The organism is Methylobacterium sp. Leaf361, from assembly GCF_001424445.1.
Taxonomy (GTDB): domain Bacteria; phylum Pseudomonadota; class Alphaproteobacteria; order Rhizobiales; family Beijerinckiaceae; genus Methylobacterium.
In genome coordinates this window covers 75,815-95,735 of record NZ_LMPY01000011.1, presented here as the reverse complement: position 1 = coordinate 95,735, position 19,921 = coordinate 75,815, and the positions used below count along the sequence as shown (strand labels likewise).

At 69.9% G+C, this 19,921-nt stretch carries 14 protein-coding genes and 3 pseudogenes; 8 read left to right on the top strand and 9 right to left on the bottom strand.

What is annotated here, in order from left to right:
- Positions 1-423: 423 nt before the first annotated feature.
- The 4 genes and pseudogenes from ASG32_RS09430 to ASG32_RS34985 form a co-directional block, all read left to right on the top strand.
- Positions 424-1,092 (top strand): annotated as a pseudogene (locus ASG32_RS09430) (helix-turn-helix domain-containing protein); the annotation flags it as partial.
- Between the two features lie 62 nt (positions 1,093-1,154).
- A protein-coding gene (locus tag ASG32_RS09420; protein ID WP_107351943.1) for an IS3 family transposase occupies positions 1,155-2,266 on the top strand; the annotation gives its coding sequence in 2 pieces (ribosomal slippage) (positions 1,155-1,404 and positions 1,404-2,266; 1,113 coding nt in all).
- 27 nt (positions 2,267-2,293) lie between these two features.
- Positions 2,294-2,637, top strand: a pseudogene (locus tag ASG32_RS33750) (IS21 family transposase); the annotation flags it as partial.
- 78 nt (positions 2,638-2,715) lie between these two features.
- Positions 2,716-3,711, top strand: a complete 996-nt coding sequence (locus ASG32_RS34985) for a glycosyltransferase family 2 protein (protein WP_280141565.1) — start codon at positions 2,716-2,718, stop codon at positions 3,709-3,711.
- Positions 3,712-4,026: 315 nt separating this feature from the next.
- Here the strand turns inward: ASG32_RS34985 and ASG32_RS09405 are convergent, their stop codons facing one another.
- The 7 genes from ASG32_RS09405 to ASG32_RS09375 are packed head-to-tail and all read right to left on the bottom strand — an operon-like array spanning position 4,027 to position 10,648.
- Positions 4,027-5,004 (bottom strand): glycosyltransferase family A protein, encoded by a 978-nt coding sequence (locus tag ASG32_RS09405; RefSeq protein WP_056524971.1) that lies wholly within the window; start codon positions 5,002-5,004, stop codon positions 4,027-4,029.
- Entirely contained in the window at positions 5,001-5,801 is an 801-nt protein-coding gene (locus tag ASG32_RS09400) for a polysaccharide deacetylase family protein (RefSeq protein ID WP_056524967.1), read from the bottom strand. Before ASG32_RS09400 ends, ASG32_RS09405 begins: the two co-directional genes overlap by 4 nt.
- Positions 5,798-6,934, bottom strand: coding sequence for a DegT/DnrJ/EryC1/StrS family aminotransferase (locus tag ASG32_RS09395; protein WP_056524965.1), 1,137 nt, complete (start codon positions 6,932-6,934; stop codon positions 5,798-5,800). Before ASG32_RS09395 ends, ASG32_RS09400 begins: the two co-directional genes overlap by 4 nt.
- The gene (locus ASG32_RS09390; RefSeq protein WP_056524962.1) at positions 6,931-7,962 is read right to left on the bottom strand and encodes an NAD-dependent epimerase/dehydratase family protein; all 1,032 of its coding nucleotides are present in this window, start codon (positions 7,960-7,962) and stop codon (positions 6,931-6,933) included. Before ASG32_RS09390 ends, ASG32_RS09395 begins: the two co-directional genes overlap by 4 nt.
- Positions 7,946-9,061, bottom strand: a complete 1,116-nt coding sequence (locus ASG32_RS09385; RefSeq protein WP_020091187.1) for a DegT/DnrJ/EryC1/StrS family aminotransferase — start codon at positions 9,059-9,061, stop codon at positions 7,946-7,948. Before ASG32_RS09385 ends, ASG32_RS09390 begins: the two co-directional genes overlap by 17 nt.
- Entirely contained in the window at positions 9,058-10,086 is a 1,029-nt protein-coding gene (locus ASG32_RS09380; RefSeq protein WP_056524959.1) for a Gfo/Idh/MocA family oxidoreductase, read from the bottom strand. Before ASG32_RS09380 ends, ASG32_RS09385 begins: the two co-directional genes overlap by 4 nt.
- A 13-nt stretch (positions 10,087-10,099) precedes the next feature.
- The gene (locus tag ASG32_RS09375; RefSeq protein WP_026604627.1) at positions 10,100-10,648 is read right to left on the bottom strand and encodes an acyltransferase; all 549 of its coding nucleotides are present in this window, start codon (positions 10,646-10,648) and stop codon (positions 10,100-10,102) included.
- 354 nt (positions 10,649-11,002) lie between these two features.
- Between ASG32_RS09375 and ASG32_RS09370 the strand changes: the two genes are divergently transcribed.
- From ASG32_RS09370 to ASG32_RS09355, 4 genes are all read left to right on the top strand, one after another.
- Positions 11,003-12,292: a polysaccharide biosynthesis/export family protein gene (locus tag ASG32_RS09370; protein ID WP_056524956.1), complete on the top strand. Its 1,290-nt coding sequence runs from the start codon at positions 11,003-11,005 to the stop codon at positions 12,290-12,292.
- Between the two features lie 98 nt (positions 12,293-12,390).
- A complete protein-coding gene (locus ASG32_RS09365) occupies positions 12,391-14,763 on the top strand; it encodes a polysaccharide biosynthesis tyrosine autokinase (protein WP_056524953.1) in 2,373 nt (790 codons plus the stop codon).
- Positions 14,760-15,998, top strand: coding sequence for a glycosyltransferase (locus tag ASG32_RS09360; RefSeq protein ID WP_056524950.1), 1,239 nt, complete (start codon positions 14,760-14,762; stop codon positions 15,996-15,998). The genes ASG32_RS09365 and ASG32_RS09360 overlap by 4 nt, the downstream gene beginning before the upstream one ends.
- Before the next feature lie 785 nt (positions 15,999-16,783).
- Complete coding sequence (locus tag ASG32_RS09355; protein WP_020091193.1) at positions 16,784-17,611, top strand: response regulator transcription factor; 828 nt, start codon at positions 16,784-16,786, stop codon at positions 17,609-17,611.
- 369 nt (positions 17,612-17,980) lie between these two features.
- Here the strand turns inward: ASG32_RS09355 and ASG32_RS34980 are convergent.
- A pseudogene (locus ASG32_RS34980) lies at positions 17,981-18,424 on the bottom strand (UDP binding domain-containing protein); the annotation flags it as partial.
- 112 nt (positions 18,425-18,536) lie between these two features.
- Positions 18,537-19,678 (bottom strand): UDP-glucose/GDP-mannose dehydrogenase family protein (locus tag ASG32_RS09350; RefSeq protein WP_206780033.1); only part of this gene is annotated, 1,142 nt, incomplete at its 3' end.
- Between the last annotated feature and the right edge of the window lie 243 nt (positions 19,679-19,921).

Here is a 19,921-nt window from a genome sequence, read left to right as displayed (position 1 = left end):
AATCTCTTCAGCCGTATGCTTCTTCCGTCCCATGATGACATCCTCCACATGGCTCAAAGCCATACCTTAGGGAGGACCACTTTTCAGGGGGCAGGCCAGCATCTGAGCACGGATGAACTCGCGCGGCGAGCGCATGTCGAGCTCACGGTGGGATGGTATTCGTTGTAGTCGGTGATCCAGGCGCCGATCCGCGCCAGGACGGTGCCGGCGTCGGGGCGGGGCTGTACGCGGGCGTAGTTGTTGTTGCCCCCTAAAGACCGGACAGGGTCGCTTTGCATCGTGCGATCGGGAACCTCCTTCGGATCCACTATGGCCGCCCCCACACGAAATTCCTGACAGTCCCGTTGTTAGTATCGGGCGGAGTGAGAAACTGCCCCCCTGACGAAAGGGAGAACTGCCCCCTTCCCAAAGAGGGAAGACGCGATGTCAGGCGAGGTTTCGATGGACGCTGCACTAATGCTGGCGGTGCAGGGTGAGACGATGCTGCGGAATGAGGAGGTGGCCGCAATGTTGCGGCTGCGTGACCTTGGCTGGGGCGCCAAACGGCTGGCGCGGGAGTTCGGGTGTGCCCGCAACACGGTGCGGCGCTACCTGCGCGAAGGTGGCCCGGCGCCGTTCCGCAAGCCGCAGCGGCGTACGGTGTTCGACGGGCTGGAGGACTGGCTCCGGGACCGGTTTTTCCGGCACGCCGGGAATGCGGACGTGATTCGGCAGGAGCTGGACAGCGAGCACGGCATCGTCATCGGTCCACGCTCGGTGGAACTTCAGGTGCGGTGCTGGCGACGCGAGCGGAAGGCGCGGACGCTGGCGACGACGCGGTTCGAGACGGCGCCCGGGCAGCAGCTGCAGATCGACTTCGGCGACACGCGGGTGTGGATCGGCGGCGAGCGCGTGCGGGTGCACGTGTTCGTCGCGACACTGGGCTACTCGCGCCGGCTTCATATTCGCCCCTCGCTGCGCGAGCGTCAGGCCGATTGGTTCGCCGGCGTGGAAGGCGCCTTCCTGCGCTTCGGCGGGGTGCCGGCGGAAGTGTTGTTCGACCATCCGAAGGCGCTCGTGGAGCATCACGATGCCACGACGCGCGAGGTCCGCTGACCTTGCCCCCTGGTCTGCCCTCATTCTGAAGCTAGAGGCCGTCGATCAGGAGACGGACGATGAAGAAGAGCCGGTTCAGCGAAGAGCAGATCATCGGCATCCTGAAGGAGCAGCAGGCTGGGCTGCCGGTCACTGAGATCTGCCGCCGCCACGGCATCAGCGATGCGACGTTCTACACGTGGCGTTCGCGCTTCGGCGGCATGGAGGTCTCGGACGCGCGCCGCCTGAAGGCGCTCGACGAGGAGAACCGCAAGCTCAAGAAGCTGCTGGCCGAGGCGATGCTCGACGTGGCGACGCTGCGTGAGGCGCTGGGAAAAAACTTCTGACGCCCGGCGCACGGAGAACAGCCGTGAGCTGGGCCATCGAGGAGAAGGGCTATTCGCAGCGTCGCGCCTGCGGGCTGATCGGCCTGGAGCCGAAGACGTACCGCTACGCCTCGACCCGTGACGACGACGCGGCCGTGCGGGTACGCCTGCGCGGCTTGGCCGGCGAGCGCCGCCGGTTCGGCTACCGGCGCCTGCTCATCCTGCTGCGGCGAGAGGGCCTCACGCTCAACCACAAGAAGCTCTTCCGGCTCTACCGAGAGGAACGGTTGTCGGTGCGCAAGCGCGGGGGTCGCAAGCGAGCACTGGGCACGCGAGCGCCGGCCGCGGTGCCGCAGGAGCCGAACCAGCGCTGGAGCCTCGACTTCGTCTCCGACACGCTCGACGACGGGCGGCGCTTCCGCATCCTCGTCGTGGTCGATGACTGCACGCGGGAGTGTCTGGCCCTGGTGGTCGACACGTCGCTGTCTGGACAGCGGGTCGCGCGCGAACTCGACCGGATCATCGTGGGCCGGGGCAAGCCGCTGATGATCGTCTCGGACAACGGCACCGAGCTGACCTCGCATGCCATCCTGCGCAGGCAGGAGGAGCGTACGGTCGAGTGGCACTACATCGCCCCCGGCAAGCCGCAGCAGAACGGTTTTGTCGAAAGCTTGAACGGGCGCTTGCGCGACGAGTGCCTGAACGAGCATCTCTTCCGGAGCCTGCCGGCAGCCCGGACCATCATCGAGGCGTGGCGGGTCGACTACAACACCTGCCGCCCCCACACGAGCCTCGGTGGGCTCACCCCAAACGCGTTTGCAACCCGGTCCCGACAGGACCAGAACCAGAACGGACTCTGGTTATGAACGGGGGCAAACACGGGGCAAGGTCAGCATGCCTTTGCCCGGTACTGGGGCTTCGCGCCGAGGGCCTGCACACCGTGCCGGGCCCGCACGAAGGGCAAGGACGAGCGCGGGGTCGGCTACGTTAAGAAGAACGCGATCGCCGGGCGACGATTTGAGAACTGGGGGCGTTCGAGGCGCGTCTGGATCGCTGGACGCGCGAGATCGCCGATCGGCGCGTCAATGGAACGACCGGCGTGGCACCGGCCGTGCGGTTTGCCGAGGAGGTCGGCGCCCTCCGTTCTCTGGCCGGACGAGCCCCCTTCGGCCAGCTCAGGGACTTGGTGCGCAAGGTGCAGTCCGATTGCGCGGTCGATCTGGATACGAACAGCTACCAGACGATCGGATCTGGGACTCCTCACCCGATCCCCACTCTGGTGGCTCAACTCTTATTCTGCGCAAGGAGGGTAGACATGTGGACGTCCTCGCAGATCGCGCCGCCGCAGGTCAGCGTCGTGATCTGCACGCGGAATCGCGTCTCCTCGCTCGACATGGCGCTCAAGAGTCTCCAGCAGGCCGCGGCCCGGACGGAGGACGTGTCGATCGAGCTCGTTGTCGTCGACAATGGCAAACCCGCGGTCGGCACCCGCACTCTGGTGGAGGCCTTCGCTACGCAATCCAGCTTCATCATTCGCGTCATCCCGGAGGCATACCCAGGTCTCGCTCGCGCGCGGAATACCGGGCTGCGCGCGGCGGCGGGCGAGATCATTGTGTTGACCGACGACGACTGCTGCGTGGCGCCCGACTATTTCGTGCAGTTGCGCGCGCTCTATGCCGACGTGACAGGACCGGTGATCATCGGGGGCCGCGTCGATCTCGGCACGACCGCAGACCTGCCGCTGACCATCAAGACCGAGGATCAGGCCGCCCGCTTCAACGGCGTCGGGGTCGGCGGCTTCATCCTGGGCTGCAAGATGACGCTCATGCGCGCGGTTGTCGCGGCACTTGGCCCGGTTGACGAGCGCCTCGGGGCTAGATCACTGCTGAAGGCTTGCGAAGATACGGATTACGTATCGCGCTTGGCTGGCCGGCATCCCCATTGCTTACGAGCCCCGGCTGCGTGTCGCCCATTTCCACGGGCGGCGGACGCTGCTGGAGGCGCACACGCTGATGCGGGGCTACGGGATCGGCAACGGCGCCCTCTATATCAAACACATTCGCACACCGCTGATCCGGCAGCTATACTGGGATCTGAAGGACGTCTGGCGGAGATTGTGGGGTTCAGTACCGCCTGCCCCGCCCTACGGGCTCTCCCATGTGCGGGTCGTCCCGGCAATCATGATCGGCGTGGTGCTGTTCTGCGGCCTGCTCCTCCGCAGGCAGGGGCGGATCTCGGTGGACGCCTCACGAAACAATGGCGCGCTGGGCCACATCGCCCCGATTGTCACGCGGCGCAGGGCGTAGAGTAGCGGCCGCAGTCGTGTGCTCGGGGAGTAACGATCGTTAGATCGCCTCACCCGATTTCGACTTGAAGTGCCCGCGGTGATACAGCACCCCCGCCATCACGGTCTCGGCGAACGGGCCCGAGAGCGCGCAGAGAAGGCGCCGGCCTGCCCTGGCTCGACGCGCGTGCACAGACGGAAAGCACCGAAATCCTCATCTGAAGACGGATGAGAAAGCGTCAAACCGGATCGATTCCTCCCGCGATCGCTCGACGGAGCGCGCAGATCGAGGCGGGAGCGGCATGCCCCTTGTGGCCGTACCGCTCCCGAAGCGACCGGGCCTCAGGGCGCTTTGGAGCTCAGCTGCGCGTTCCTGTGCGCCGTACCTCTCAGCGCAGCGCTGAGAGCGGCCCGGAATGGTGTGGGCCTAAGAGCGTCGCGCACCGCGCGGTGCGGAATTGCGTTGAAGGCGAGATAGGCGGCGCGGCCCGCGGCAGCCCGCCTCCCGCTTGCCGCGTGGCGGATGGTGGAAGCGACCAGCGCCTCGAAGTAACCGCGCATCGCACCGACATACATGCGGGCCACGGTCCGCGGCGCGGTCCGGAGCGCGGGCAGACGCCTCACGTGGCGCAGAAACACCCGGCGCGTGAAGCGCATCCGTCGCGCGATCAGGGCGTCAAATGTTCCGTCGGGGCGCTGCTGGAACAGGACGCAGGCCATCTGGACGAGTCGGACGCGATGCCTCCAAGCCGCGCGCAGATGCCAATCCCAATCCTGGTCGCCCAGCAGTGCCTCATCAAAGAAGCCGACGCTCTCTCTGAGGCTCGTGCGGACGACGGTACCGCCGATCTGGGGGAAGTATCCGCCTAGCATCATCTGGATGAGCGCGTCCCGATTGTCGGGAATGCTGTCGGGCCACGGTGTCGAGGTCGGTATACGCTCACAGTCGGTAGTCACGATCTGCCCGAAGACCATGCCGAGATCCGGATCCCGTTGGAGGAGGTCAAGATGACAGCGAACGTGGTCGGCCAACCATACGTCGTCGTCGTCGAGGAAGGCCACATAGGGCGCGCTCGCCCTGGCGAGGGCGGCATTGCGGGCCGCGCCGGCACCGGGGCGGTCGAGCGGGACGTGGATCGCACCGAACTCCGCGGCGACTTGGGCTCCGGGCCCCGGCGCGCCGTTGTCGCCCACGATGATCTCGAAGACGAGATCGGGGCCTTCCAGGGCGCGGATGCTGGCCAGGGCTTCGCGCAGGAGCGGTGCCCGGTTGCAGGTCGGCACCACGACGGAGACACGGCGTTGCACGGGCCAATTCATACCCACTCCTCCCAGGCATCAAATGCGCCCCGGAGCAGGGCGTCGAACACGAGAGCGTTGTCGAACTGCGTGACGAAGTTACGCGCCGCGGTCCCGATCGGGCGGGTCTCCACCGCCTGCGCGTAGACGATCCGGTAGCCCGCCTCCCGGGCCGCGTGGGCGGCCGCCCGCGTCCAGTTCGCCGACTGCCCCAGGGGGATCGCGAAGGAGTCGGGCAGGACGCCGAGGCGGGCCCCGATGGCGCGCCGGGATTCCTCCAGCTCCTCGGCCGCCTCTTCCGCGCTGAGGCGCCCGAAATCCGGGTGGGTCACGGAATGGCTGCCGATCTCGACCCCGTTGGCGGCCAGCGCCTCGATGGCGCCCCAGCCGAGGACACCCGGTGGCGCGCTCTCGGGCCGGTCGAGCCAGCCCGACACGATGAACAGGGTCCAGGGGATCCCGAGATCGCTGAGGATCGGGGCCGCCCCGCTGAGGACGCTGCGCCAGCCGTCGTCGAAGGTGATGGCGAGGTCCCGCGCGCCGCCGCGCCCGTCGGCGATCGTGGCCGCCGGCACGAAGCGGTAGCCGAGGCTGAGGGCGCGCTCGAGCTGGTGGCGGAAGCGCGCGGGAGAGACGTCGTTGACGCCGCATTCCGCCTGGCCGACCGAGTGGTAGCAGAGGATGCGGCCGCCCGGCGCCGGGCGCCGGATCCGGGCGAGGGCGAGCGTCGTGCGCTCGCAGGCCATCCGGGCGGCGGCGACGCGCGGGCGCGTCAGGCCGACCGTCCGGGCGAGGCTCTTGACCGGTGCGGGGATCATCGCAGGGCGTCGCGCAGGCCGTCGACGACCTGGTCCTGCTCCGCCTCCGTCATCGCCGCGTAGAGCGGCAGCAGGATCGCGTGGTCGCGCGCCCGCTCGGATTCGGGCAGCGCGAACCGCCGCGGCGCCTCCGCGTAGGGCGGCTCCAGATGCGCGCACATGATGCCCCGGCGGGTGGCGATGCCCCGGTCGAGCATCGCCTGCATGACCGCCTGCTGGTCCGCGTCGTCCGGGAGGCGGACGCAGTAGCTCTGCCAGTTGCTGCGCAGCCCCATCGGCTCGGGCGGCGGCGTCACCCCGGGGAGATCGGCGAGCCGCGCGCGGTAGCCGTCGGCGAGGTTGCGGCGCCGGGCGATCAGGTCGGGCAGTCGCTTCAGCTGCTCCCGGCCGATGGCCGCCTGCACGTCCGTCATCCGGTAGTTGAAGCCCGCGATGGAGTACGCCTCGACCACCACCTTGGCGCTGCCGTGGCGGGCGATGTCGGAGACGCTCATCCCGTGCTGGCGCAGCAGCCGGAAGGTCCGGTCCCACGCGGCGTTGGCGGTGGTGATCATGCCGCCGTCGCCGGTGGTCAGCACCTTGCGCGGGTGGAACGAGAAGCAGGCGATGTCGCCCGCCGGGCTGCCGATCGGCCGCCAGACGTCGCCCTGGAGCCGCTCGGAGCCGATGGCGCAGGCGGCGTCCTCGATCACCGGGATGCCGGAGCGGCGCCCGATCGCGGCGATCGCCTCCAGGTCGCAGGGCATGCCCATCTGGTGGACGCAGACGATCGCCTTCGTCTTCCCGGTGATCGCCGCCGCGGCGGCGTCCGGGGCCATGTTGTAGGTCGCCGGGTCGATGTCGACGAAGATCGGCGTCGCCCCGCACTGGGCGATAGCGTTGGCGGTGGCGATGAAGCTGTGGCTCACCGTCACCACCTCGTCGCCGGGGCCGACCCCGACGGCGAGCAGGGCGAGATGCAGCGCGGTCGTGCAGTTCGAGACCGCGCAGGCGTGGGGCGCGCCGACGATCGCGGCGAACTCCGTCTCGAAGGCCGCGACCTGCGGCCCCTGGGTCAGCCATCCGGAGCGGACGACGGCGGCGGCGGCCTCGGCCTCGGGGGCGCCGACTTCGGGCTTGGCGATCGGGATCATGCGAGCGCCCGCCGCAGGTGATCCGAGCGGGACTCGTCCTGCCACCAGGCGACGAGGTCGGCGAGGCCCTCGGCCGCCCCGATCTTCGCCTCGAAGCCGATCAGCTCCTTGGCGAGGCTCGTGTCGCAGAGGCGCCGGGGCACCGGGTTCACGGCCCGCTCGGCCTCGTGGACCAGCGGCGTGCCGTCCCGGCCCATGATCCGGGTGAGGTGGCCGGCGAGGTCGACCAGCGAGGTCTCGACGCCGGTGCCGACGTTGAGCACCACGTCGGTGGCGGGCGAGATCGCCGACAGGATGTTGGCCCGGGCGATGTCGCGGACATGGACGAGGTCCATGGTCTGCAGGCCGTCGCCGAACACGATCGGCGACTGGCCCTCGGCCAGGCGCTGCATCCAGCGGACCATGACCTCGGTGTAGCGGCCGGTCAGGTCCATCCGCGGGCCGTAGGCGTTGAAGTACCGGAGCGCCACGTAGTCGAGCCCGTGCATGTCGTTGAACGAGCGCAGGAGGCCCTCGCCGAAGGACTTGGCGGCGCCGTACAGGGTCCGGTTGTCGTAGGGGTGGTGCTTCTCGGTCGTCGGGAAGACCTCCGCCATCCCGTAGACCGAGGCCGAGGAGGCCATCACGACCTTGGCGACGCCGGCCTCGACGCAGCTCTCCAGCAGGTTGAAGGTCGCGGCGGCCATCACCTCGAAGGCGTGGCGGGGCTCCGCGGCGCACTGCGTGATCCGCAGGGCCGCTTGGTGGAACACCACGTCGGTGCCCTTGACCAGCGTGTCCATCAGGGCGCGGTCGCGGATGTCGCCCTGGACGAGGCGGACGCGGCCGGAGCCGAGGGCGTCCCCGAGGTTCTCGGGGCGGCCGCGGATCATGTTGTCGATGGCCACGATCTCGTCGCAGCCGGCCTCGACCAGCAGGTCGATGATGTGGGAGCCGATGAAGCCCGATCCGCCCGTGACCAGGATCCGGGTCCCGCGCAGGTCGCCGCTGAACCGGCTTCCCTTGGTGACCTCACGCAGCTTGGGCATCGGCGACCTCGCAGTAGCTGGCGACGGCCCGGCAGACGGTGTCGATCTGCGCGGACGTCATCTCGGGGAACATCGGGAGGGACAGGGTCCGGGCGGCCAGCCGCTCGGTGACCGGCAGGCGGCCGGCACCGTCGTCGAGGTGGCTGTAAGCGGGCTGCCGGTGGACCGGGACGGGGTAGTGGATGCCGGTGGCGATACCGGCCGCGTTGAGGTACTGGCGCAGCCCCTCGCGGTCCGCCGTCGACACGGCGTAGACGTGGAACACGTGGTCGAGGCCGGCGGGGGCCGGAAGCTCCAGGCCGAGGCCCGCGAGCCGCGCCCCGTACTCCGCCGCCACCGCCTGGCGGGCGCGGGTCCAGCCCTCCAAGTGCGGGAGCTTGACCCCCAGCACCGCGCCCTGGACGCCGTCCATGCGCAGGTTGAAGCCGTGGCGGACGTGGTTGTACTTGCCCTGCTGGCCCCAGTCGCGCAGGCAGCGGGCCGCCTCGGCGAGGTCGTCCCTGTCCGTGACGATGGCGCCGCCCTCGCCGTAGGCCCCAAGATTCTTGCCGGGATAGAAGCTGAAGCAGCCGAGATCCCCGATCGTGCCGGCCTTGCGGCCGCCGCGCTCGGCGAGATGCGCCTGGGCGGCGTCCTCGACGAGGGCGATCCCGTGGCGCCGGGCGATGGCGCCGAGCGCGTCGAGATCGGCCATCCGGCCGTGGAGGTGCACCGGCAGGATCGCCTTGGTGCGGGGCGTGATCGCCGCCTCGACCAGGGCCGGGTCCATGGTCCAGTCGACCGGGTCGATGTCGACGAGGACCGGAGTGGCGCCGGCGTACAGCACCGCCGCCACCGTCGCCACGAAGGTCGACGAGACCGTGATCACCTCGTCGCCCGGACCGATGTCGAGGGCGAGGAGGGCGAGGTGCAGGGCCGCGGTGCCGCTGCTGACGGCGACCGCGTGGCGGGCGCCGCAGGCTTCGGCGAAGGCCGCCTCGAAGGCGCTGACCGCCGGGCCGAGGACGAAGTCGCCGCTGCGCAGGACGTTGAGGACCGCGGTCTCGACGTCGCCGCCGATCGCCGCGTACTGCGCCTTGAGGTCGAGGAAGGGGATCACGAGGCCCTCGCAAGTGGCATGAGGTCGATGGGGGTGCCGTTCTGGCGCAGGGAGCGCATGGCGGCTTCGAGCATCTCGACGACGCGCAGGCCGCTGTGGCCGTCGGTCATGGGCGCGGTGCCGTTCTCGATGGAGTCGGCGAAGTGCTCGATCTCGACGATCAGCGCCTCGCGGAAGGACAGGTGCGGCGACCACATGTCGCCGGTCCGGTAGGAGACCATCAGCTCGGTGATGTCGTCCGAGCCGCCGCCGACGGTGACGCCGCGGTCGTAGACCTTGACCTTCTCGATCGGGTCGAGGTCGTTGTAGACGATCATCTTCTTGCTGCCGCCGATCAGCGTCTGCCGCACCTTCACGGGCGCGAGCCAGTTGACGTTGATCTGCGCGACGACGCCGCGCGGGTAGAAGACGGTCAGGTGGGCCATGTTCTCGGGGCGGCCGCTGAAATGGCCGGTGCCGCTCGCCGAGATCGCCACCGGGGCGAGGTCCAGGATGTGGTCGAGGATCGCGAGGTCGTGGACCGCCAGGTCCCAGATCACGTTCACGTCGCGCTGGAACAGGCCGAGGTTCACCCGGGTCGAGTCGTAGTAGAACACGTCGCCGATGGCGTCGGTCGTGATGAGTTCGTGGATCTTCTCGACCGCGCCCGTGTAGACGAAGGTGTGGTCCACCATCAGCCGCAGGTTGCGCTTGGCCGCCTCCTCGATCAGCAGCCGGGCCTCGAAGGCCGAGGGCGTGATCGGCTTCTCGATGAAGACGTGCTTGCCGGCCCGCAGCGCGTTGATGGCGATCTCGAAGTGCGAGCTCACCGGCGTCGCCACCATGACGGCGTCGATCGCGGGATCGGCCACGAGGTCGCGCCAGTCCTGACGGAGCTGGACGGCGGGGTAGCGCTTGCCGGCCCGGCCGAGCGCGGCGGGCGACTGGTCGGCGATGGCCACCAGCTGGCAGCGCTCGCTCTCCGAGGTGCACCGGGCGAGGTTCGGCCCCCAGTAGCCGTATCCGACGATACCGATCGAGATCATGACTGCATTTCCCTCAAGCAACCTGCAGAGGCTCGGCCGGCTCGGGCCGCGGCGACTGGACGGAACGGGCGCGCGCGGCGCTCTCGGCGCGCTTGGTGCGGGTGTCGCCGACGACCCGCGCGGGGCATCCGGCGACGATGGCGAAGGCCGGGACGTCCCGGGTGACGACGGCACCGGCGCCGACCAGGGCGCCCTCGCCGATGGTGATCCCCGCCACGATGGTGGCGTTGGAGCCGATGGAGGCGCGGGCCTCGACCACGGTCTCGACGAGCTCCCACTCGCCGTCCCGCTTCAGGCTCCCGTCCGCGTTGGTGGCTTCCGGGTAGAGCTCGTTGGTGAAGACCACGCCGTGGCCGACGAACACCTCGGCCCCGATCGAGACGCCCGCGCAGATGAAGCTGTGCGAGGAGATCTTGCAGCGCGGGCCGATCCGGCTGCCGCGCTGGATCTCCACAAAGGGGCCGATGCGCGAACCGCTCTCGATTCGACATCCATAAATATTGACTAGATCCGGGTAGAAGATCCCCACATCCGCCCCAATATCTGCATCGGTAATCGGCATACCCGCCGCTCCTTCCGCCGAACTTCTGTGCGTCAAAACTGCACAGAGCTGCGGACGGCCGGGAACCCAGGCTTTCGATGCGGTTCGTCCGTCGAAAGGCGAACGGCGCCCGTCCGGGGTGGCGCCCCACGGCGCCGGCACACCGTTCGGGCCAGGGGGCCTACGTCGAAAGGCGAAGCCCCCGCCCCGGCATGGATGCGCGCGCCCGCCATTTGGAGGAGTCCCGGCTGGCTCGGCCGTTACGCATCATGCCGTCTCAGCCCTCATGAGCCCGTGAGGCCGGCGCGGTCCTGCCGCTCGACCGCCGCGCCCGGGTTCCGAGGGCGAGCCTTAAGGGGACGATGCGTGTCGAAGATGTCGACGAAGACCGCGGCAACCCGCGCCACCGCCCGCGCCGGCCGCGCCGGTCTCGCGGCGTGCCTGCTCGCCCTGTCGGCGCTGCCGGCGGCCGCGGAGTACCGCATCGGGCCCGGCGACACGATCGAGGTCACGGCCCTCAGCATCCCGACCTTCAAGCAGGAGGCGACGGTCTCCACCGACGGCACCGTCATGGTCCCGCTGCTCGGGGACGTGCCGGCCGCCGGGCTCACCGTCGCGGAGCTGCGCCAGAGCCTGCAGAAGTCGCTGCCCGCCAAGGCGGTGCGGCAGCGCAACTCCGAGGGCAAGGAATCGATCGCCGTGCTCGAGCCCGACGAGATCGGGGTGCGGATCTCGAAGTACCAGCCGGTCTACCTGAGCGGCGACGTGACCAAGCAGGGCGAGCACCCGTTCCATCCGGGCATGACCGTGCGGCAGGCCATCGCCCTGGCGGGCGGCTACAACCTCCTGCGGTTCAGGATGGAGAACCCCGTCGTCGAGACGGCGAACCTGCGCGCCGAGTACGACAGCACCTGGGCGAGCATCCAGCGGGAATCCGCCACGATCTGGCGCCTGAAGGCGGTCGTCGCCGCGTCGCGGGGCGACAAGTCCCCGCCGCCGGCGGACGTCGCCCCGGGCAGCCGCGCGACCCCGGCGCAGAAGCTCGCCGAGCAGCAGCTCCGGGTGCAGATGACCGACATCGCCAAGGAGAAGGACCATCTGCAGCGCTCCCTCAACCGGACGCAGACGCAGTTCACCAGCCTCAGCGATCAGCAGGTCAAGGAGAAGGAGGGCGTCACCGCCGACGCCGAGGATTACGACACCGTGCGGGCGCTCTTCCAGCGCGGCGCCGTGGTCACGACCCGGCTGACCGACGCGCGGCGCGCCGTCCTGCTCTCCTCGACCCGCGCGCTGCAGACGACGGTCCAGCTCACCCAGCTCGAGCGCGACAAGAGCGACGTCGCCCGCAAGCTCGAGCGGGTCGACGACGTGCAGGCCATGGACGCCCTGGAGAAGCTCCAGGTCGCGGAGAACAACCTGGCGACGTACCGGTCGCGCCTGAACAGCATCAACGACAAGCTGGTCTATACCGGCGCCCTCCGGGCGCAGCTCCTGTCCGGAAGCCGCGCGCAGGCGGCGATCGCGGTCTTCCGGCAGAGCGGACTGGCCAAGACGCAGATCGACGCCGCCGAGGACACGGAGCTGCTGCCGGGCGACGTCGTGGAGATCGCGCTCAAGCCGGATCCCGCCATGCGGGGCGTCGGCGACGGGGCCGGCCAGAACTGACCCACCCGCCCCGGCTCGACGCGCCCATTGGGCCGAGCCGGCGTCCCCTTTGACGGATAGCGCCCCGAGGCGGTGACCGCCGCGGTGAGGAGAGATCCATGAACCGACACTCGACCAGCGCGTCCTTCCTGCCGATCGGTGCGACCCGCCCCGGTGGGACCGGAGCCTGGCGCGGCCAGCCCTTCTCGCCCGAGACGGAGTCCCAGGTCTCGATCCTGACCATCGCGCGGCAGAACTGGCGGTCGATCCTGGCCTTCGCCGCCGTCGGGCTGGTCTGCGCCGGGATCTACGTCGCGACGGCGCCGGCCATCTTCACGGCCCGGGCCCGCGTCTACATCGAGAGCCGCTCCAGCCCGGTGACGGCCCGCGACACGCCCAACGCCGGGACGCCGCTCGAGATCGCCGAGGTCGAGAGCCAGGTCGAGTACATCCGCTCGGAGAAGATCGCGCTCGCCGCCGTGCACCGGCTCGACGAGTCGGCCCTGAAGGATCTGGCGGCGCCGACGCACCCGCTCGTCGCGAAGGTCCGGGAGTTCGTGAAGGCCGCCAAGGCGCTGCCCCTCCGGCTGATCGGGGCCGAGCGGCCGGTCCAGGAACCCGCCCCCGTCAGCCCGGACCTGCGCCAGGCGCGGACGCTGCGCGAGAACGTCGAGGCCAGCCGCATCGGCGCCGCCTACGTGATCGAGGTCGGCTACAGCGCGGACAATCCCGCGACGGCGGCCGCCGTCGCGAACGCGGTGGCCGGGGCCTATGTCAGCACCGAGCTGGAGAACCGGGCCCAGGTCTGGAAGGTCGCCGGCGAGTGGATGCTGCCGCGCCTGAAGGAACTCCAGCAGCGCGCCAGCCAGGCCTCGCGCGAGGCCCAGACCTACAAGGCCGAGCACACCATCATCGACCTGGGCAAGCGCGGCCTCGTGGGCGAGCAGCAGGTCGAGGAGCTCAACACCGCGGTGGCCGCAGCCCGGTCCAAGACCGTCGACGCCCGCGCGGTGCGCGACCAGATCCGCGGGCTCCTCGATTCCGACATCGCCGATCCGGGGATCACCGAGGCGTTCAAGGACAGCGTCATCATCCAGCTGCGCCGGCAGTACGTCGACCTCGTGCAGCGCGCCGACGACCTGAAGCGCCGCCTCGGCCCCGACCACGAGGCGGTCCAGGCGATCCAGCGGGACATCCTGGCGGCCAAGCAGTCGCTGCGCACCGAGCTCGAGCGCCTCGCCGTGTCCCTCGACCACGATTTCGAGGTCGCCAAGGCGCGCGAGGACAGCATGACGGCGGCCTTCGACGCCCTGATCTCGAAGACGCTGATCATGAGCAACGCCCGGGTCAAGGCGCGGGAGCTCGACCGCACCGCCGAGACCTACGACCAGATCTACACCAACCTGCTCCAGCGCTACATCGACGCCGTCAACCAGCAATCCTATCCGCAGCCCTCCGCCCACGTGATCACGCCCGCGACCGTGCCGGAATCCCCGAGCGCGCCCCGCGGCAGCCTGATCATGCTGCTCGGCCTCCTGGTCGGCACCGGGTTCGGCGTGAGCGGCGCCTTCGCGCGGCACTGGTTCGACCGGACGATCCGCACGCCCCGGCAGCTGACCGGACACGGCCTGACCTGCCTCGCCGCCCTCCCCGAGCTGCGGCGCGAGCCCGGCTTCCGGGCGGCGCTCGCCCTGGCGCAGGCCCACGCCAACGAGGCGCAACGTCCGGCCAGCATCGAGGCGTTCCGGGCGAGCGCCGTGCGGTTCATGCCGCAATCGGTGTTCGTCGAGCGCCTGCACAGCCTCAAGGCGCACGTCCTGGGCAGCGACCGCCGCGGCCCGGTCTTCGCGATCGGCGTCACGTCCGTGGGGGCCGGCGCGGGCAAGACCCTGTTCGCGAGCAATCTCGGCCAGCTCCTCGCCCGCGCCCGCGCGAGCTCCGGGCGGGTGCTGATGATCGACGCCGACGTCCGGCAGGGGACGCTCTCGCGGCTCAGCCAGGCCACCGAGCAGCGCGGACTCCTCGACGTGCTCGCCGGCCGCTGCGGCGCCACCGAGGCGGTCCGCCCCCAGCCCGGCGAGGTCCGCCTGCTCGCCTGCGGCAACCGCCACCCGAACGATCCCCATTTCAGCGATCTGATGACCCCGGAGGGCGTCGCCGCGGTGCTGGGGGACGGACGCCCCGCCCTCGACCGCCCCGCCCTCGACCGCGTCGTCGTCGACCTGCCCCCGGTGGACGAGCTCCCCACGCTCCGGCCGCTCCTCGACACGCTCGACGGCCTGATCATCGTGGTGGAGGCGGGCCGGACCAGCATCGACGACGTCGCCACCGCCGTGCACGATCTCGAGTCGAGCGGCAGCACCGTCCTGGGCGTCGTGCTCAACAAGACCAACGACGGCCAGACGGTCCGGCGCGGCGGATTCCGCGGCGCGCTGAGCCGCTGGACCGCGGCCCGGCGCAGCGCCCGCGGCGCGACCCAGGCGGCCTCGTGACCGGCCCGCGCGCCGAAGGTCTCGACCGAGTGGCGGCCTTCGTGCCGGCCCGGGCCGCCCCGACCCCGGCCTTCGCGGTTTCCGCGACCCCGCGCGGCCGCCGCGTCGCCTTCTTCGGGCACGACTGGGCCGAGCCCACGGTCCGGAAGCGGGTCGACGCCATCCGGGACGCCGGGTGGTCGGTCATCGTGTACGCCTTCGAGCGGGACCGCCCCGGCGCGGTGCCGGCCGAGGCCCCGGTGGCCGACGACATCGTCCCCCTCGGCCTGACCGTCGACCGCAACTACGCCCGCCGCCTGCCGCGCCTCGCCGTCGGCATCGCCCGGGCGCTGCGCCGCCGGCGCGACCTGCGCGCGGCGGACGTGATCTACGTGCGCAACCTCGACATGGCCCTCGTGGCCTGGACCGCGGCGCGCCTCGCCGGGAGCCGCGCGCGCCTCGTCTACGAGGTGCTGGACATCCAGCGGCTGATGGTGCGGCCGGACGCGCCGGGACGGATCGCCCGGGCGGTCGAGCGCTGGATCCTCGGCCGCAGCGACCTCCTCGTCGTCAGTGCCCCGGACTTCATCGACCGGTACTTCCGGCCGGTCCAGGGCTTCGCCGGCGCGTGGCACCTCCTCGAGAACAAGGTCATGGGCCACCGCCTCGGCGAGGTGACGACCCGGCTCGACCGCACCCGGACGGCGGAACCGCCCTGGGTGATCGGCTGGTTCGGGACGCTGCGCTGCCGCCGGAGCCTGACGATCCTCGCCGCCATCGCGGACGCCCTCGGCGACTCGGTGCGGATCGTCCTGGCCGGGCGCCTCTCCGAGGAGGACATCGCCCCGCGCGCCCTGGCGGACACGCTGGACGGCCGGCCGAACATGTCGTTCCGCGGCCCCTACGCCAATCCCCGCGACCTTCCGGAGATCTACAGCGGGATCCACTTCAGTTGGGCCGTCGATTACCTCGATGATGGACTGAATTCGAACTGGCTACTGCCGAACCGGCTCTACGAGGGCGGCCTGTGCGGCGCCCTGACGCTGGCGCGCGCCGCGACGGCGACCGGACGCTACGCGGTGTCGGAGCGCCTGGGCTGGGCGTTTCCCGAGCCGCTCGCCGATTCGGTGACGGCGTTCCTGCGGACGCTCACGCCGGAGGCCTACGCGGAGCGACATGCCGGCCTGCTCGGCCGCGACCTCAGCACGTTCGTCGATGTCGGCGGCATGCGCGATCTCCTGGTCCGGCTGGACTAGAGCCGTGCCCGATCGCGCTGCAATCGGGCATGGCTCTAATCCTTTGTCTTGACGCGCTCTCTCACGCCGAACCGGTATCCGCTTCGGCGGAGAGCGCTCTCGATCGCCGCCGCGGCGATTCCGGATCCCGGCAGGGATCCGCCAGTGATTCGCCCGTCGCGTCGGACGGCGCGCGGGGCGGCCTTTCCTCCCGCGGAGCGTGCCGTTTGGTACAGCGCCGCACCGATGAAATCAGTACTCGGACCCCAACAGGGTAAACAACCGAGTACGCATGTGGCCTTTTAGCCTCAGTCAGGTACAGCGGGCCCTCATCCCTCGAATACTCCCGTCACGAATACCTACATCGCACCGAGATCATTGAATTGCCCTCGAAGTCCCACCGATACGAACACGCAACAAGTAACTCCGAATAAGACAAAGTTTCGATATTCTTAAAAGCGATATCTGAGCGACTACATTCGAAAAGATCTTGAATCGGACCACCACAGACGGCGAATGATCTTGCGAATGCATCTCTCCACCAGCACCGTTGTGCGCAATCAAACAAATCACTATTTACGTACGTAGTGCGCGATGATTGTATTTAGCCCTGCAATTTAAGGGTTAAGATTCAAATAGGGTATTTACAGACGATTTTACGAAAGCTAGCATTGTATCCGTGGTCATCGGCAATCGCCCCAAGGCGACCGGCGCCACCGCGTATCTCAGTGTCACGCCGTCGGCGAGCGCATTGGGTATCCCGTCATCGCTGACATTCGGCTTCCTTCGAAAGGAGGTAATTTTCTATGGCCAGTCTTGGTACTCGAGACGCGCTCACCCTCGTTGAGCGGGACACGGCCGAAAGCCGCCGCGGCTTTTCGGGTGCACATGCCGGTGACAACCCGGTCGTCGTCGAGCAACGGGACCAGTCCCGGGGCCGCGCGAGCCGCATCGTCATCATCGATCGACGCCAGCTCGTCGGCCGATGCCTCGCCGCCTCGCTCAGCGAGGCCGACCGGCAGACGTCGTTCGAAGTCTTCGCGGACATCGAATCGTGGAAGCGGCAGACGCCGTTCGTCGCCGCGAGCGTGGTCGTTCTCTGCCGGCCCGACGGCAACCTGACCGAGACCGAATGGACCGAGATCACGCGGGAACTGGCGTTCCTGCAGGGCGAGGCCGGCGCTCCGCCGGTGGCCGTCATCTCGGACGGCGAGAACCTCGACCAGATCGTGCGGATCATCAAGCTCGGCGTCAAAGGCTACATCCCGACGACGACCTCCGTGGACATCGCCCTGCAGGCGCTCCAGCTCGTGCAGGCCGGCGGCGTCTACATCCCGGCCGAATGCCTCCTCCCCCTGCTGGCCAACATCAAGGTGGACGAGCCGGTCGAGGCCGGGGACGACGACATCTTCTCGCCGCGGCAGCTCTGCGTGGCGCGGGCGCTCCGGAAGGGGACGCCGAACAAGATCATCGCGTACGAACTCAACATGTGCGAGAGCACCGTGAAGGTTCACGTCCGCAACATCATGAAGAAGCTCAAGGCCAAGAACCGGACCGAGGTCGCCTACCTGACCAACAAGTACTTCCTCCGGGAAGATTCCAGCCTGGCGAGCGTGAAGGCCCCGGCGGCCTGATCGCTCGGGCGCCGGCCCCGCCGCGGCGGGGCCGCCCTGGCAGAAATTCGGTCCGGCGCGGCCGGACGGAGCTTCGGGGTCTCCTCGTGGATCGCCTGCCCGGGCGGCCCGCGAGGGGACCCGTTTCGCGTCCGACCGTCCCGCCAAACGGTCGGCGGATCGGCGCGGCGCCACCGGCCCGGTCCCGACGCCGCGGATCGGCCTCCCCGTCCTCTCGCCCCGCGCGCCGGCGCGATCACCGCGGCCGGAGTGGCCGCGCGCCGGGTCGCTCGTACGGGGGATCGTCCAGCGGATCGGCGGGGCTCCCGTCCGCCGCCCTCATCGGCGCCGGGCGACGACGGGCCCGCGTTCCGCGGGCCCGGCCGCGCCTCACGCGGTCACGGCGACGGCGTCGGCGGGGGGCAGAGCCGGCGGGATCTCGGACTCGTCGCCGGGCTGGTCACCGGGTTCGTCAGGCCGGCCCACGCTGCTGTAGGCGAAGCCGTGCGCCCGGACGTCGGCGGCCCGGTAGACGTTGCGGAGATCCACGAGGACCGGTCGCTGCATCGCCGCCCGCAGCCGGTCGAGGTCGAGGGCCCGGAACGCGTCCCACTCGGTGACGAGGACCAGAGCGTCTGCGCCCTCGGCACAGTGGTAGGCGTCCTCCGCGAAGGCGACGCCGGGCAGGAGCGGGCGCGCCTGCTCCATGCCCTCGGGATCGTAGGCGCGGATTACGGCGCCGGCGTCCTGCAGGCCCGCCACGATCGCCAGCGCGGGCGCGTCGCGCATGTCGTCGGTGTTCGGCTTGAAGGTCAGGCCGAGGAGGGCGATCGTCTCGGTTCCGGCGTCGACGGCGTTGCGCGGATCGTTGACGGCCTGGGCCCCTTGGGCCGGCGCGTCAGCACCCAGTTGAAGAGGAACTTGCGGCCGCGATTCAGCACCTCGNACGGCGCCGGCGTCCTGCAGGCCCGCCACGATCGCCAGCGCGGGCGCGTCGCGCATGTCGTCGGTGTTCGGCTTGAAGGTCAGGCCGAGGAGGGCGATCGTCTTGCCCCGCACCGACCCGCCGCAGGCCTTGATCACCTTGCGCGCCATCGCGCGCTTGCGCTGGTCGTTGACCGCCACCACCGTCTCGACCAGCCGCAGCGGCGTGCCCGCGTCCTGCGCGGTCTTGACCAGGGCCAGCGTGTCCTTGGGGAAGCACGAGCCGCCGTAGCCCGGCCCGGCRTGCAGGAACTTCGACCCGATCCGGTTGTCCAGGCCGATGCCSCGCGCCACYGCCTGCACGTCCGCGCCCACCGCCTCGCACAGGTCCGCCACCTCGTTGATGAACGTGATCTTCGCCGCGAGGAACGCGTTCGCCGCGTACTTGGTCAGCTCGGCCGTCCGGCGGCCCACCGCCTCGCACAGGTCCGCCACCTCGTTGATGAACGTGATCTTCGCCGCGAGGAACGCGTTCGCCGCGTACTTGGTCAGCTCGGCCGTCCGGCGGCTCATCGCGACGATCGGTGCGGCGTTGAGGTAGAGCGGGCGGTAGATCTGCTCCATGACCGCCACGGCCCGCGGCTCGTCGGTGCCGACGACGATGCGGTCGGGGCGCTTGAAGTCGGCGATGGCCGCGCCCTCGCGCAGGAACTCGGGGTTCGAGACGACCGCGAACTGCGCCTCGGGGTTGGTCTCGCGGATGATGCGCTCGACCTCGTCGCCGGTGCCCACCGGCACGGTCGACTTGGTCACCACCACCGTGAAGCCGCGCAGCGCGCGCGCGATGCTGCGGGCGGCCGCGTAGACGTAGCTCAGGTCGGCGAAGCCGTCGCCGCGGCGGGAGGGCGTGCCCACCGCGATGAAGACCGCGTCGGCCTGACCGACCGCCGCCTCCAGGTCGGTGATGAAGGACAGGCGGTCCTGGCGGACGTTCTCGGCGACCAGGGCCTCGAGGCCCGGCTCGTAGATCGGCATCCGGCCGGCATTCAGCGCGTCGATCCGGCCGCGATTGCTGTCGACGCACACGACCGTGTGGCCGAAATCCGCAAAGCACGCGCCAGAGACCAGACCGACATAGCCCGACCCGACCATCGTGATGTTCATGGAATCCTCGCCGCGATCGCACCGACGCTCGGGTCTACGGCGGCCCGACAGCGCCACCAACATCATATCTTAGGCGTACGCGGCTCGGCCGATCGGGCGTAGCGGCGACGATTCGGCCCGACCGGCCAGACCCCGCCGCGGCCCGTCCCGAACCGGCAGCCGGGCCGCCCCGAACCGCGCCTTACATCGCCATCCGGCCATGGCGGCGGCCGGGCGGCTACGCCATTCGGCTGATCCGGCGGC

What these genes read in the sequence shown, in the direction of transcription:
- ASG32_RS34985 (WP_280141565.1), top strand. Translation starts at nt 2,716, where the DNA reads ATGTGGACGTCCTCGCAGATCGCGCCGCCGCAGGTCAGCGTCGTGATC.
- ASG32_RS09405 (WP_056524971.1), bottom strand. Translation starts at nt 5,004, where the DNA reads ATGAATTGGCCCGTGCAACGCCGTGTCTCCGTCGTGGTGCCGACCTGC.
- ASG32_RS09400 (WP_056524967.1), bottom strand. Translation starts at nt 5,801, where the DNA reads ATGATCCCCGCACCGGTCAAGAGCCTCGCCCGGACGGTCGGCCTGACG.
- ASG32_RS09395 (WP_056524965.1), bottom strand. Translation starts at nt 6,934, where the DNA reads ATGATCCCGATCGCCAAGCCCGAAGTCGGCGCCCCCGAGGCCGAGGCC.
- ASG32_RS09390 (WP_056524962.1), bottom strand. Translation starts at nt 7,962, where the DNA reads ATGCCCAAGCTGCGTGAGGTCACCAAGGGAAGCCGGTTCAGCGGCGAC.
- ASG32_RS09380 (WP_056524959.1), bottom strand. Translation starts at nt 10,086, where the DNA reads ATGATCTCGATCGGTATCGTCGGATACGGCTACTGGGGGCCGAACCTC.
- ASG32_RS09375 (WP_026604627.1), bottom strand. Translation starts at nt 10,648, where the DNA reads ATGCCGATTACCGATGCAGATATTGGGGCGGATGTGGGGATCTTCTAC.
- ASG32_RS09370 (WP_056524956.1), top strand. Translation starts at nt 11,003, where the DNA reads ATGTCGACGAAGACCGCGGCAACCCGCGCCACCGCCCGCGCCGGCCGC.
- ASG32_RS09365 (WP_056524953.1), top strand. Translation starts at nt 12,391, where the DNA reads ATGAACCGACACTCGACCAGCGCGTCCTTCCTGCCGATCGGTGCGACC.
- ASG32_RS09355 (WP_020091193.1), top strand. Translation starts at nt 16,784, where the DNA reads ATGGCCAGTCTTGGTACTCGAGACGCGCTCACCCTCGTTGAGCGGGAC.